The organism is Streptomyces sp. NPDC053431 (genome assembly GCF_044544925.1).
Lineage (GTDB): Bacteria > Actinomycetota > Actinomycetes > Streptomycetales > Streptomycetaceae > Streptomyces.
In genome coordinates this window covers 45,507-58,805 of the sequence record NZ_JBITXX010000026.1, presented here as the reverse complement: position 1 = coordinate 58,805, position 13,299 = coordinate 45,507, and the positions used below count along the sequence as shown (strand labels likewise).

General features: G+C 72.5%; 11 protein-coding genes. 6 read left to right on the top strand and 5 right to left on the bottom strand.

Annotation, left to right across the window (positions count from 1 at the left end):
* Window positions 1-129: 129 nt before the first annotated feature.
* Window positions 130-252 (top strand): hypothetical protein, encoded by a 123-nt coding sequence (locus ACIGXE_RS34740; protein ID WP_399753943.1) that lies wholly within the window; start codon window positions 130-132, stop codon window positions 250-252.
* The gene (locus tag ACIGXE_RS34735; protein WP_399753941.1) at window positions 249-1,439 is read left to right on the top strand and encodes a Gfo/Idh/MocA family protein; all 1,191 of its coding nucleotides are present in this window, start codon (window positions 249-251) and stop codon (window positions 1,437-1,439) included. Before ACIGXE_RS34740 ends, ACIGXE_RS34735 begins: the two co-directional genes overlap by 4 nt.
* A gap of 127 nt (window positions 1,440-1,566) precedes the next feature.
* Here the strand turns inward: ACIGXE_RS34735 and ACIGXE_RS34730 are convergent, their stop codons facing one another.
* Complete coding sequence (locus ACIGXE_RS34730) at window positions 1,567-4,308, bottom strand: M4 family metallopeptidase (RefSeq protein WP_399753940.1); 2,742 nt, start codon at window positions 4,306-4,308, stop codon at window positions 1,567-1,569.
* A 255-nt stretch (window positions 4,309-4,563) separates the two neighbouring features.
* Between ACIGXE_RS34730 and ACIGXE_RS34725 the strand changes: the two genes are divergently transcribed.
* The 3 genes from ACIGXE_RS34725 to ACIGXE_RS34715 all read left to right on the top strand — a co-directional run bounded on the left by ACIGXE_RS34725 (window position 4,564) and on the right by ACIGXE_RS34715 (window position 7,092).
* A complete protein-coding gene (locus ACIGXE_RS34725; protein ID WP_399753938.1) occupies window positions 4,564-5,475 on the top strand; it encodes a hypothetical protein in 912 nt (303 codons plus the stop codon).
* A 112-nt stretch (window positions 5,476-5,587) separates the two neighbouring features.
* Window positions 5,588-6,328 carry an alpha/beta hydrolase gene (locus tag ACIGXE_RS34720; RefSeq protein WP_399753935.1) on the top strand — a complete coding sequence of 247 codons (741 nt, stop codon included), beginning with the start codon at window positions 5,588-5,590 and terminating at the stop codon, window positions 6,326-6,328.
* A gap of 170 nt (window positions 6,329-6,498) precedes the next feature.
* Entirely contained in the window at window positions 6,499-7,092 is a 594-nt protein-coding gene (locus tag ACIGXE_RS34715; RefSeq protein WP_399753933.1) for a SixA phosphatase family protein, read from the top strand.
* Between the two features lie 116 nt (window positions 7,093-7,208).
* Here ACIGXE_RS34715 and ACIGXE_RS34710 read toward each other — a convergent pair whose 3' ends face one another.
* Window positions 7,209-8,210 carry a PHP domain-containing protein gene (locus ACIGXE_RS34710; RefSeq protein WP_399753931.1) on the bottom strand — a complete coding sequence of 334 codons (1,002 nt, stop codon included), beginning with the start codon at window positions 8,208-8,210 and terminating at the stop codon, window positions 7,209-7,211.
* Window positions 8,207-9,100: an SDR family oxidoreductase gene (locus tag ACIGXE_RS34705; RefSeq protein ID WP_399753929.1), complete on the bottom strand. Its 894-nt coding sequence runs from the start codon at window positions 9,098-9,100 to the stop codon at window positions 8,207-8,209. Before ACIGXE_RS34705 ends, ACIGXE_RS34710 begins: the two co-directional genes overlap by 4 nt.
* Window positions 9,101-9,646: 546 nt before the next feature.
* On the opposite strand from ACIGXE_RS34705, the gene ACIGXE_RS34700 reads away from it, so the two are divergent.
* On the top strand, window positions 9,647-11,227 hold the full coding sequence (locus tag ACIGXE_RS34700; protein WP_399753928.1) for a right-handed parallel beta-helix repeat-containing protein: 1,581 nt from the start codon (window positions 9,647-9,649) through the stop codon (window positions 11,225-11,227).
* Between the two features lie 130 nt (window positions 11,228-11,357).
* Here ACIGXE_RS34700 and ACIGXE_RS34695 read toward each other — a convergent pair whose 3' ends face one another.
* Both ACIGXE_RS34695 and ACIGXE_RS34690 read right to left on the bottom strand, forming a co-directional pair.
* A complete protein-coding gene (locus ACIGXE_RS34695) occupies window positions 11,358-11,894 on the bottom strand; it encodes a hypothetical protein (protein ID WP_399753926.1) in 537 nt (178 codons plus the stop codon).
* Window positions 11,895-11,972: 78 nt separating this feature from the next.
* Window positions 11,973-13,250, bottom strand: a complete 1,278-nt coding sequence (locus tag ACIGXE_RS34690) for a hypothetical protein (protein WP_399753925.1) — start codon at window positions 13,248-13,250, stop codon at window positions 11,973-11,975.
* Window positions 13,251-13,299: the final 49 nt, after the last annotated feature.

Below are 13,299 nucleotides of genomic sequence, written 5' to 3'. Positions count from 1 at the left end.
ACGGGGACTCATCCCCGCACAGCGCGATGAAGCAGGAACCCACCCGCAGCCGCGCCCGACAACGGCGCGACAGACGGGAATCGCCCTCCATTAGGGTGGCGAGGATGTCAAAGCGCCCTCACGGACCTCGTGGCCAGCCGCAAGCCGCTCTCCTCCTTCAAGAAGGAGATCCTTCCCGCCTGGCAGCGTGCGGCGGGCGACGCGACGCGGCGCGAGTTCGAGAAGGCCCTCGCCAAGGACGGTGCCAAGTGACCGACGACCTGCGCATCGGCGTCATCGGTCTCGGACTCCGGCGCAACCTCGCCGACGCCGCCCATCGTCCGGGGCGCGGCTCGGTCGTCGCCGCGGTCGCCGACACCGACCCGGCGGTCCGGAGCGGGGTCCCCGAGCGCTTCCCCGGCGCGAAGGCCTTCGGCGACCACCTGGCACTCCTCGACGACGACACCGTCGACGCCGTCATCGTCGCCACCCCCGACGACACGCACGAGGCCGTCGCCCGTGACGCCCTGCGAGCGGGCAGGGCGACCTACGTGGAGAAACCCCTGGGCATCACCGTCGAGCAGTGCGACACGATCCTGCGCACCGCGTACGAGACCGGGAGCCGCCTCTACGTCGGGCACAACATGCGGCACATGGGCGTCGTCCGGCTGATGCGCGACATCATCGCCCGCGGTGACATCGGTGAGCCGAAGACCGTGTGGGTACGGCACTTCGTCTCGTACGGCGGTGACTACTACTTCAAGGACTGGCACGCCGACCGCCGCCGCACCACGGGACTGCTGCTCCGGAAGGCGGCCCACGACATCGACGTGATCCACTGGCTGGCCGGCGGGTACACCCGGCGGGTCAACGCCCTGGGAGACCTCATGCTCTACGGCGACCTCCCGCGTCGCGAGCCCGGCACACCGCGCCCGGAGGGCTGGCTGCGCCAGTTCGAGTGGCCGCCGAGCGCGCGCAGGAACCTGCACCACATCGTGGACGTCGAGGACGTGTCCGTGATGAACATGCGCCTGGACAACGGCGTGGTCGCGGCGTACCAGCAGTGCCACTTCAGCCCCGACTACTGGCGCAACTACACGGTCATCGGGACCGAGGGCAGGCTGGAGAACTTCGGTGACCGGCCCGGCGACGAGGTCCGCGTCTGGAACACCGGGCCGACCGACTACCGCGCCGACGCCGACGCCGTCCACAAAGTGCCGGACGCGCTGGGCGGACACGGCGGTGCCGACGAACGCGTCATCGACGAGTTCTGCCGCTTCGCCGCCGCAGGCGGTGCCACGGACACCTCGCCCGTCGCCGCCCGCATGAGCGTGGCCGCCGGGGTGATGGCGACCCGCTCGCTCCGCGAGAACGGCACGGCCTACGAGGTGCCACCCCTGGACCCGGACCTGGTCGCCTACTTCACCAACGGCCAGCGGCGGACGACCGCCCTGGCGTAGGCGGAGAGGCGCTGCGCACCCCGGACGCACCAGGAGCACGTCGTCGGGGCGGGGAGGACGGCGGACGTCCCGGCACGCGGACGGGGCCGCCGGCTCTGCCGTCGACCCCGTCCCTCTACCGGTGGGTTCAGCAGGTGCCGGCAGGCCGTTCCCGGGTCACCAGGTCGGTGGAGCCGGTGGTCGCGTCCAGCCACGCGACCTGACGGCCCGCGCCGGCGGCCGGGTAGCTCTGTTCGCCGCGGTTGCAGGACACCCGCTCGCGACGGGATCCGTCGACGGTCAGCTGCCAGAGCTTGGGCAGCGACTCGTTGCGGTACCGGGTGTCGGGCGTCCGCGCCACGAGGGTCAGCGCGTCCTGCGAGACCGTCAGGTCAGAGGGGACGAAAGCGCCGGGCTTGCGCTCGCTGCTGACGATGTGGGTGTCGCGGCCGTCCAGGCCGGAGCTGAGGACCGACATCAGACCGCCGTCGCTCCCGTCCGTGTCGGACAGCCAGAACACGTTCTTGCCGTTGATGCCGGTCTGCCCCAGGCTCACCGGCTCGTCCAGCTGCTCGGCCATGAACGCCTCGCCGGTGGCGAGATCGACGACCTCCACACCCAGCCGGTAGGAACCGCCCTGCGGGTACAGCTTCGCGTAGGCGATCCGGTTGTCGCTGATGGAGGGCAGCGCGGTCAGGGTGGACCACTTCTTCCCGTCGGTGAAGACCGGGGTCTTGTCGGTGGGCCGCAGATAGCCGACGTGTCGGCCGCCAAGGATGTCGTATTCCTCGAACACCACCGTGTTCTTCTCCACCCGCAGGCCCGCGACGCCGGTCACCGAGCGGTACAGGGTCTTGATCGGGCCGCCCGCCACGGGACGGGAGAGGACGTCCACCGAGGTCGGGCCGTACGCCGTCCACACCACGGTCCTGCCGTCGGTGGCCGGGGAGGTGTGGTAGCGGCCGTCGTTCGGGCTGATCACCTTCGGGGCGCCGCTGCCGTCCAGGCGGCCGGCGTAGACGGAGTAGGGCTCGGAGCCGTCGTCGTCGGACTTCGACGCCGTCCACCAGCCTCCGCCCGCGCCCACCCCGGAGTCGGTGGTGTTCAGCGTGCCGAAGAGGGCGTCGGAGTCGACGCCGAGTGCCTGCTCCCAGCCCGGGACGATGCCGTGGGCGTTGAACGAGCGCTTGACGACGTTCTGCTGCCCGGCGGTCGCGCCCAGCTCCCTGGCCGCGGCAAGCACCGCGTCCCGGGCCTCGGTGAACCCGTCGAGCGGCGTCATGTACTCGGTGACGGCCTTGTACACGATCTTGTCGGCCAGGGTTCCGCCGAGGTCCTCGCGCATGTCCCACAGCGCACCGGAGAAGATGGTCGAGTTCAGGTGCACGCCGCCGTTGTCGGTGGCGAACGACACCCCCAGGAAGCTCTTCGACGTCGTGGCCCCGTCGTTGAGGTCCCGCAGGGCGCAGTCGGCCGGGGCCTTCGTGCGGCACAGGTTCTCGCCGATCAGGCCGGCGGCGGGGTCGTTCATCGGCGTCCCGCTCGCGGTGACGTCGATCGCGTTGCCGAAGTAGTCGGCCAGGGCTTCGTTCAGGGCGCCGGGCTGGCCCGCGTAGACCAGGTTCGCCGTGTGCTCGACGACCCCGTGGGTCATCTCGTGGCCGACGACGTCCGTGTCGGCCGACATCGGCTTGAACTCGGAGTCGCCGATGCCGTAGACCATCTTGGTGCCGTCCCAGAACGCGTTGGCGTAGGGCAGGCCGTGGTACGTCACGCCGACCAGGGAGTTGACGGCGCCGCCGTTCCCGTCGAGGCTGTCGCGCCCGAGGTTCTTCTTGTAGAAGTCGTAGACCTGGCCCGCGTTCCAGTGGGCGTCCACAGCGCCCGACTCCGTTGCCGCGGCTCCGAAGGCGGTGTTCGGGGAGGAGAACATCGTGATGCCGGAGGGCCACGTCCCCGAGGTCTCCGACACGGACTTCCCTCGGGCGTCCCATGTGCCCAGGAGGCTCTTGCTGGTGGCGCGCATACGGCTCGGGTCCGCGAGCAGGTAGGTGCCGGCCGCCGGGTCGTAGGCGATGTCCAGGGAGGCGGTCGTGCCGCCCAGCCGGGCACCGGATCCGCGCTCGGGGACGAGGTTCGGGGGAGCGGCAGGCTGGTCGAGCGCCGTCGTCCCGTCGGCGGCCTCACCGGCTGTCCGGGCCCCCGGGGCCGTCATCGTCCTCAGCGCGCTGTACTGGAGCGCCGGGTAGCCCGACCGGGCGTCCACGTACACCTCGTCCACGACGGGCGCCCCGGTGCCGGGCGCGGTCCCGCGCACCGTGACGCGGTAGGCGAGGACGCCGTCCCCACGGGGCAGGACGACGAGCCCCTTGGCCTCGCCCGTCATGCCGGTGGCTGCCACGTCACCCGGCTCGGAGCGCGGTGCCTGCTCCTTGTCGAGTGCCGCCCCGAGCCGGCGGGCCGTGGCGGCCACCGCGCGGCGGACCGCGACGTCCTCGGAGACCCGGGGAGTGACGTCGGTGCTCAGGTCCGTGAAGTAGTGCCCCGACGTGCCGGTGACGACCCGCTTGCCGTGCTGCGTCTGCATGCGCACGACGTACTGGCCGCCCAGGACGTCGACACCGCGATGCCTCTGCTGCAGCCGGACCGTCTCGTTCTGGGGTCCGGTGGACGTCGCCGACAGGGGGACGAGGTCGGTGCCCGCGCGGGGAATCCTGTAGCGGCTCCTGTTCGCCGCGAGGTGTCCCAGCGCCGCGTCGGCCGGGGTGGCCTTGGCGTCCACGGACTCCCGTATGCCCTCGACGAGGACCGGGGTGGCGGTGTCCTGGCCGGGGACGACGTTCGAGGGGCCGGGGCCGGTGGCCCACGCCGACGGGGCCTGCAGGGTCATGGCGGCGGCCAGCAGAACCGCTAATCCTCCGGCTGATCGAAGTGGTTTCCGCCATATTTGTCGTGCGGACGGGGTCGGAACCGGCGAACCTGCACTGAACTCGGGCAAAGCGTCTCCTCAACCATGAGTGCCTGTGACGTTGCTGTGAGTCGCCGCCATACAAGCGCCGCAGCTGCTGTGCGACCAGAGCCGAGGCCCCCTCAGAAGTGGCCATGCACAGATGTGAGGCTCTGCGAAGGCAGCCAGAATCCCGGCATGATCGAAACCGACCCGCACGACCGGACCCCGGCCCGGACTCCCGAGGACAGCGGCACAACGCTCCCCGCGCCCACCGACCCGGCGGCCGCCCTGCGCGTACTCATCCAGCGCCGTCAAGCACTCCTCCACCAGGAGTCGGCGGAGCTGAAGTCCCTGCGGACCTACGCGGACCGACTGGCCCGCGAGCTTCCGGCGCCACCTGCGTTAGCCCCTGAACCCCTGGCCCGTGTCGAGATCCTCATCGATACCGAAGCGGCCGGGACCCGCCTCGACACCATGCTCGAAGCCGCCGAGACGGAGGTACTGATCCTCGACCGCGCGACCGGAACGCCGGGAAGGGCCCAGGAGACGGTCGCGGACTGCATCCGCCGTCTGCTGGCGCGGGGCGTCGCCGTACGGATCGTCACCGACCGGCGTGGTACGGACTTTCCCGACCGGGCGCAGGACCTGATCACCCTCGCCGGCCTCGGTCTCCAGGCCCGAACAGCACAGCGCCTGTCCACGGGCCTCGTCCTCGTGGACCGTCGCATGTGCCTGCTGCCCCCGCCGCCCGGCCGGGACGAAGCAGGCGGCGCGGCGGCCCTGGTGTTCGGCGACTGCCTGCTGCGCCGCGCCGCCCTGCCGCTGTTCGAATCCCTGTGGGAGCGCGCCACCCCGCTCGGCAGCCCGGGCGGCCCGGAAGGTCCCCCCACCTCGAACCAACGCGAACTGCTGGCGCTGCTCGCCTCCGGCCTGAAGGACGAAACCATCGCGCGGCGCCTCGGCGTGCACGTGCACACCGCCCGCCGGCGCATCACCCGCATGCTGGAGGAGCTCGACGCCGACACCCGCTTCCAGGCCGGCGTCCAGGCGGCCACCCGCGGCTGGCTTCCGCCGCGCCCCGAGGCATCGGGCGATGGCGCGGCGTAGGGCAGGTACGGCGGGGGCCTCTGGATCCGCGGTGGCTTGAGCAGCGGCCGAGCCGACCGTCTGGTGTTGGTAACGTGATCTTGTTCGTAAGGGACAGCTCGGGGGTGTCGCGATGGCCGCGGAAGTCGTTGTCAGGGCAGGGCTCGAGTACGGGGCCGGCGGCAAGCTCATCGATGTCTACGGGCCTGCCGACAGGTCGACGTCCGTGCCCGCGGTGTTGCTCTGGCACGGCCGGGGCCCGGACGAGCGAGACGTCCTCGCCCCGATCGCCCGCGCGGCGGCGGAGCGGGGCGTCGTCGTCCTGGTGCCGGACTGGCGTCCGGATGCTCCGGACGGCGGGCGAGCGCACCTGAGGCAGTCGGCCGTGTTCGCGCGGCAGAGGCTGGCTGATTTCGGCGGGGATCCCGAGCGGATCGTGCTCGCCGGTTGGTCACTCGGGGGCAAAGCCGCGATGGGCGTCGCCGCGGACCCCGCCGGTCTCGGCGGTTGGAGGCCGCCGGCCGTGGTCGGGATCGCCGGTGCGTACGGCTCGCCCGCGCCGACCACCGGCACCGTCCCGATCGACGACGTCCGCCTGGGCGGAAGGACGTTGACGCCGATCCCGGTGTGGCTGGTGCACGGCACCGCGGATCCGGTGGTGGACGTCGAACGTTCACGCGAGCTGCGCACGGCTCTTGAGGAACGGGGCTGGCCGGTGTCGCTCGACGAGGTCGCGACGGACCACGCCGGCGTCATCATGACCGAGTTCGTCCCCGAGCATGCGCGCTGCCTGCCCAGCACCGCCGGTCACGCGGTCGCGGCGGGATCACGAACCGCCGACGTACTGGCCCGCGCCGCTGGAATCACCGTCTAGCACTCCACTAGGTCGCTCCCCGACGGCGATCGGACGCCGATACGCCTCGTCGTCTGCCAGGCCTCGGGGGTGAGCGGCGGCCGGCGGCACCTGCCGGTCCCGACCGCCGGCCTGTCCGAGGACGCAGGGCCGGTGTTTTCACGGCACAGCGCTTGGGCAGGCGGGGATGTATGGATCAGTCGAGCACGCCGCGGGGCAGATCCCCGAGTGCGCGCCGTCCAGGCGACGCTGCATCTTCGGCCCCCGACCGGGCGGTCGAGTGCCGGCTGCTGTTGGTGCGGCATGCCAAGGCCGTGTCCAAGAGCCGACCGATCGACGACTTCGATCGTCCGCTGAGCAAGCGCGGCAAGGCGGACGCGCCCCGGACGGGCCGCTGGCTCGTGGACTCCGGTTTCGAGCCGGACCTGGTGCTGTGCTCCCCGGCCCACAGGACCCGGCAGACCTGGCAGCTCGCGGTCCTCGCGTTCGACGACCCGCCGCCCGCGGTGTACGACGAGCGGCTCTACAACGCGCCCCCGAGCCTGCTGGCCGAAGTACTGGCGGAGCGGGGGAAGGGCCTGCGCTCCGTGGCCCTGGTCGGCCACAACCCCGGCATCCATGAGCTGGCCACCGGCCTGTGCGGGAACGGGCCCCCGGATCTGGTGGAGCGGCTGAGGGCGGGATTTCCGACCTCGGGCGTGGTGGCGCTGGACGTGCCCGGAGGCTGGCAGTGCCTGTGGCCCGGCAACGGGACGGTGACCGCCTTCTGGGCGCCGGCCGACTGAACCCGTCCGTTCGCGCCGGCCGACTGAACTCGTCCGTTCGCTGCAGGGGAGCCCTCTGCTGCGGCATGTCCCGCCCTACCCCACTTGCCGGTGGTGAGAACGGCGACCGCGTCGTCTCACCGCCGGCTGCTCCTGTCGCTCAGCAGCCGCGCGAGTGACCAGGAGGTGATCAGCCGGTCCACGCCCAGGCCGACCCGCGCCGCGCGTGCGTAGCCCGTGCTCTGCCAGTGCAGCTGTTCGGGGGCGTGGGCGTCGGTGTCCACGGCGAACCGACAGCCCGCGGCGGCCGCCTGTGCGAGGAGGTCGTCCGGGGGGTCGCGTCGCTCGGGCCGGCAGTTGATCTCCACGGCGGTACCGGCTTCCGCGCAGGCGGCGAAGACGGCCCGGGCGTCGAAGCGGGACTGCGGGCGGCCCCGCCCGGTGACGATCCGTCCCGTGCAGTGCCCCAGCACGTCGACGCGCGGGTTGCGCACCGCGGCCAGCAGGCGGGCGGTCATCGGTTCGGGTTCCGAGCGGAGCTTGGAATGCACGGACGCCACGACGATGTCGAGCCGGTCGAGCAGGTCTTCGTCCTGGTCGAGCGAGCCGTCGTCGAGGATGTCGCACTCGATGCCGGTGAGCAGCCGGAAGCCCGGGCCCATTCTGGAATTCACCGCGGCCACGGCCTCCAGTTGGCTCCTCAGCCGGTCCGGGCTCAGCCCATGGGCGATCGTCAGCCGCGGCGAGTGATCGGTCAGAACGGCCCACCGGTGGCCCATGGCGCGGGCCGCTTCGGCCATCTCCTCGATCGGGCTGCCACCGTCCGACCAGTCGGAGTGCAGATGACAGTCCCCGGTGCTCGAGGCCGCGAGATCCCAGCCCGCCTGGGCCCCCGGGCCCGCCTGGGCCTCCAGCCGGGCCAGGTACCGCGGTACCGCGCCGGTCGACGCCTGGGAGATCACTTCGGCGGTCACCGGGCCCACCCCGCGCATCTGGACGGCCTCGGCGGCGTCCACCGGTCCCGGTGGAAGGTCGCGGACGGCGTCCGCCGCCGTGTGGAAGGCCCGCACCCGGTAGGGGGACGCCCCGCCCCATTCGAGGAGGAAGGCGATCCGGCGCAGGGCTTCGTCCGGGGTCACGGCAGGGGGGTTCCGCCGGTGGCGTTGACGATCTCGCCGGTGATGTAAGAGGCCTGGTCGGAGGCGAGGAAGACGTAGGAGGGCGCCATTTCCGCCGGCTGCGCGGGCCGGCCCAGCGGCGCCTGCTCGCCGAACTTCGTCGGGTCGGGCATCGTCGCCGGGATCAGCGGCGTCCAGACCGGCCCCGGCGCCACCGCGTTGACCCGGATACCGCGCTCGGCCAGCATCTGGGCCAGGCTGTGGGTGAAGGAGATGATCGCGGACTTGGTCATGGCGTAGTCGAGGAGGTGCGGGCTGGGTTGATAGCCCTGCACCGAGGTCGTGTTGATCACGGATCCGCCACGCGGCATGTGGGCCAGCGCGGCCTTGGTGAGCCAGAACATCCCGTACAGGTTGGTCTTCATCACCCGGTCGAACTGCTCGGTGGTGATCGCCTCGATCCCGTCGGGCTGGGCCATCTGGTAGGCGGCATTGTTGACGAGCAGGTCGATGCCGCCCAGCTCACCCACCGCCTTGTCGACGAGGGCGGTGCACTCGTCCTCGTACCGGATGTCGCACGCGACGGCCACCGCCGTGCGGCCCGCTGCGCGGATCAGGCGGGCGGTCTCCTCGGCTTCGCCGGCTTCCTCGGGCAGATGGGCGAAGACGACGTCGGCGCCTTCCCGCGCGAAGGCAAGGCAGACGGCCCGCCCGATTCCGGAGTCCCCACCGGTGACCAGCGCCCTACGGCCGCGCAGCAGGCCATGGCCCTGGTAGGAGTCCTCGCCGTGGTCGGGGCGCGGATCCATCGCCTCCGTCGAGCCGGGATGGTCCTGTTCCTGCTCGGGGAAAGGAGGACGGGGGTGGAGCGACACCGGATCGGTCATGCGCGGCTGGTCGTGGGAGGGCATCGTGGTCCCCTTCCGGATGGTTCACGAGTGGGGAGTCAGAGGGAGGGCGGGTAGACGGCGGCCTCGAGGCGGCGCGCCAGGTGGGCGATATACGCGGCCAGGGTCGTGGTCGTGGCCGTGGTCTGCTCGGCGAGCAGCTGCCGGCTGGACGGCTTCGGCCACGCCGAAAGCGTGCAGACCAGCGCTACGGCCCGCAGCGGCGTGGCTTCTGTTTGGTCTCCATGTGATCCGGCTACCCCGAGGGTCGGGCCGTATCCACCCTGCGTGGTGACACCCCCCGAGCGAGGCCGTCGGACGATCGGTCCTGTGGCGACGGGGCGTGGCGAGCTGAGGGATTCGGCGTGGGGGCCGGTAGCTCCTGCGCTGCCTGATGTTGACGATCGTGGTCGGACGGGGCGGGGTCGCCGACAGGTGATCGACGGAACGCCGCCGGCGTAACCTCCCGTCCGGTCGCGCCGCGCCCACCCGCACCGCCGACCCCCCCGCCCGCTCGAACACGGCCCTGACGTACGCTCCTTCGGTACGTCGACGACGGGGGAGTGGCGGATGGAACGCCGTACGGTGATGCGGGGCATGGGCGCTTTCGTGGCGGCATGGGGCGGCGGGGCGGTGCTGGGGGCCACACCCGCGGCGGCCGCCAGCGGAGACGTGGTCGTCGACGTCACCGCTCACGGTGCCAAGGGCGACGGGGCCACCGACGACACGGCCGCCTTCCAGGCCGCCCTCGCCGCGGTCCGGGACGTACCCGGCGGCGCCACGCTGCTGGTCCCGCCGGGCACGTACCTGATCGGCACGAGCCTCGTCCTCGGCGCCGGCACCACCGTCTCCGCGTACGGCGCCCGGATCGTGCGGATCAAGGACAGCGGTGCGCTGCTGAAGAACTTCGACTCCGTCACGCCGGCCTACGGCTACGAGGGCGCCGGCGACATCGCCGTCCTCGGCGGCACCTGGGACATGCGAGGGGCGCTGTACAGCAAACAGAGCGACGCCATCGGCTTTGCCCACTGCTCCGGCGTCCTGGTGAAGGACTGCACGTTCCTCGACACGCCCTCCGCGCACGCCGTCGAGCTCAACGCGGTCCGCGACGCGGCCGTCGTCGACTGTGTCTTCGACGGGCACCACCCCGGTGACGGGGCAAGCCTCACCACCAAGGAAGCCATCCAGATCACCTGCGCCACCGAGGGCAACCTCCCCGCACCCGGCTATGACGCCACCCCCTGCGAGGACATCCTCATCACCGGCTGCACGCTGCGCGCCGGTACCACCACCGGGCCCTTCGGCGCCCTGTGCGGGGACCACTGGGGCGCCAAGGGAGTCCACCACCGGCGCATCCGGGTCATCGCCAACACCGTCGAGCAGAGCGGCGCCTTCGGCATCCGCGCCGCCGACTGGCATGACTCCGTCATCGCGGACAACACCCTCACCGGCATCGCCCTGCACGGCATCTACCTCAATTCGCCCCAAGGCAACGCCCTCAGCGGCATCACCGTCTCCGGGAACACCGTGCGCGGTGTGGACGGCAGCGGCGGCATCTCCGTGACCGTGCCCACCGGTGGCGCCCGCCACCGCGACCTGACCGTCGTCGGCAACGCCGTCGAGTCCGTGAAGGGCGAGGCCGGCATCTACGCCACCCAGACCGACGGCCTCACCATCGCCCGCAACACCGTCACCTCCACCGTACGGCTCACCGCCACCGGCAACAGCCAGGGCATCCACGTCCAGAACTCGCCGAACGCGCTGGTCACCGGCAACAGCGTCACGAACATCCAGGGCGACGGCATCGGCGTCGACAGCGGTGCCACCGGCACGCTCGTCGCCGACAACACCGTCACCACCACCACCGGGTACGGCATCAGCGCGGGTGTCAACGGCGCCACCCTGCGAGGCAACCGCATCACCGGCGCCACCACCTACGCCGTACGCGTCGGCGGCAACGCGGCCGGCACCTTCGTCCAGTCCACGACCGTCGACCAGGTCGTCGGCGGCACCTCGGGCGCGGCGATCGGCGTGATGGCGGGCTCCACCGGCACCTGGCTCGTCGGCAACGACCTCACCGCGCGCGGCACCGGCACCCCGGCGATCGCCGACAACGGCACCGGCACCACCCTCGTCCAGAACCTGACCTGACGCGTCACGCACACCGTCACCCCACGAACGCCGGCCGCCGCACCCCGCCCATCGGCCGTGCCGACGACACTCCCAGAGCTGCGTCCTGTGCGGATCCGACGCCGATCGGGCGGACGGCTCGGCCCGGCGCCTACCAGGGGCTGCTGCTGCTCGTCGACGTCGCGCCGCCGGACGTGGCGGGCGGGGCGCCGAAGGCGGGGTCGCCCGAGGTGGACCGGGTGGGGACCGGGGCGGGTCCGGCGGCCGTACGTCGGGCGGGAGTGTCCGCCGTCGACTGCGTGACCGCCCGGGCCGGCGCCTCCCGGACCGTCTCGCGCCCGCGCTCGGCCCCCTCGCCGATCCGCTCCAGGCGCAGCACCAGATTGCGCTCGTGCCGGTTACCCCCCGGCCAGTCCACGTCCTTGCTGGTGACCGTCTGCGTACGGACGCCACCAACGGTCTCCCAGCGGCTCCGGACGGCACGGATGTTGGGGCGCCACCGGCCCTCGTACAGGTGCTCCACCTCCAGGTGCCAGCTCGGCGCGTCCACGTGCCGGACCGCCCCCACCTCGCCGGGGATCTCGATCCGCGCCCCGCGCGCGCCGGACACCGTGACCACCGCGCGCTGCGGCCAGTCGGCGTCGACACCGATGACGGTGATCCGGCAGGGGCCCTCGTACCAGGCCATGGGTGCTCTCCAGTGTTCTCGTGACGGGTGAAGGGAAGGGCCTCGTCGGCCGCGGGGGAAGCTCTCGGCGGGGTGGTTCTAGGCGGGGAAGTTCTGGGCCACCAGCGACGCCAGTTCGTGGTACGCGGCCCGGGTCCGGCCCCGCATCCACGCCGGGTCGACCTCGCCGCCCCGGGCCAGATGGGGGTCGTACGGGATGGTCACCACGGCCCGGCAGCGCTGCCGGAAGTGGGCCAGGGCCTCGTCCGTCCAGACCCGCCGCCCCGAGGACGACCGCACGCCGGACACCACCGTCACCGCCTGGCGCGCCTTCTCCTCGTAGCCTAGGGCGGTCAGCCGGTCGAGGACGAGACCGGCGCCGCTCATGCCGTCCACGCCCGGTGCGGCCGCGACGACCAGCTGGTCCGACACCTCCAGCACCGCGCGCAGGATGTCGTGCGGCATCCCGGTCCCGGAGTCGGTGAGGACGATCGGGTACTGGCCGCTGAGCAGGTCGACGACCTGCCGGTAGTCCCGCTCGCCGAACGTCCGCGGGGCCGCGGGGTCCGGGTCGTGCGCCACGACCTCCAGGCCGCTCGGGGTCTGTGAGGTGAACGCCCGGATGTCCATGTACGTGCGAAGCCGGGGGAGCGCGGTCACCAGGTCGTGCACGGTGGCGCCGGACTGCCGCCGCACCCGGCGCCCCAGGGCGCCCGAGTCGGGACTCGCGTCCACGGCGACGATCCGGTCGGCCCGTTCCCGTGCCAGCACCGCACCCAGCGCCAGGGCGGTGGTCGTCTTCCCCGCCCCGCCGTCCAGGCCGATCACCGCGATCCGGTGGCTGCGCAGCAACGGGACCCGGAGGGCGTCGAGGGCACCGCCCCCCGGCGCCCCGCGCCGCCCGATCCGGAAGAGCGACCGAGGAGCACGCCGCGCCGGCCGGGGTTCGGTCGTGGGCTCCGCCGTGCCGGCGGGCACCACCGGCGGAAGCGGGGCCGTGGCCTCCCCGTCCGCCTCGACCTCCGTCCCGGCCTCGGCAGCCGCCCCGGGCCCCGCCTCGATCACCGGCGGGTGCTCCCGAGCCGGCTCCGGATCCACCGCCGCCTGGACGGGCTCGGGCGGAGCGGTGCTCGGGGATACGGGCCCGGCGGACACGGGTTCGGCGGATACGGGTTCGATGGATACGGGCTCCGCCGGGGCAGTGCTCTCCGAGTCGGCTTCGGCGCCCGGCCCGGGCGGTGCACCGACCGGTGCTTCTGCTGGTGCCCCCGCCGGGACCTCGCTCCGCCTCGTGCGCCACTGCTCGGGGCTGTAGTCGGGCGCGTCCGTCCAGTGCTCGGGCGCGGCCATGTCGTTCCTGGCTACGACGGTGACCACGTCGGCCCCCTCTCGTCGGTCGCCCGGAGGAACGGCCCGGCGGGCCGGT

Excerpts from the sequence above, each read along its gene's own strand:
- ACIGXE_RS34715 (WP_399753933.1), top strand. The coding sequence starts at position 6,499 with ATGGATCAGTCGAGCACGCCGCGGGGCAGATCCCCGAGTGCGCGCCGT.
- ACIGXE_RS34730 (WP_399753940.1), bottom strand. The coding sequence starts at position 4,308 with ATGACCCTGCAGGCCCCGTCGGCGTGGGCCACCGGCCCCGGCCCCTCG.
- ACIGXE_RS34720 (WP_399753935.1), top strand. The coding sequence starts at position 5,588 with ATGGCCGCGGAAGTCGTTGTCAGGGCAGGGCTCGAGTACGGGGCCGGC.
- ACIGXE_RS34705 (WP_399753929.1), bottom strand. The coding sequence starts at position 9,100 with ATGCCCTCCCACGACCAGCCGCGCATGACCGATCCGGTGTCGCTCCAC.
- ACIGXE_RS34700 (WP_399753928.1), top strand. The coding sequence starts at position 9,647 with ATGGAACGCCGTACGGTGATGCGGGGCATGGGCGCTTTCGTGGCGGCA.
- ACIGXE_RS34725 (WP_399753938.1), top strand. The coding sequence starts at position 4,564 with ATGATCGAAACCGACCCGCACGACCGGACCCCGGCCCGGACTCCCGAG.
- ACIGXE_RS34695 (WP_399753926.1), bottom strand. The coding sequence starts at position 11,894 with ATGGCCTGGTACGAGGGCCCCTGCCGGATCACCGTCATCGGTGTCGAC.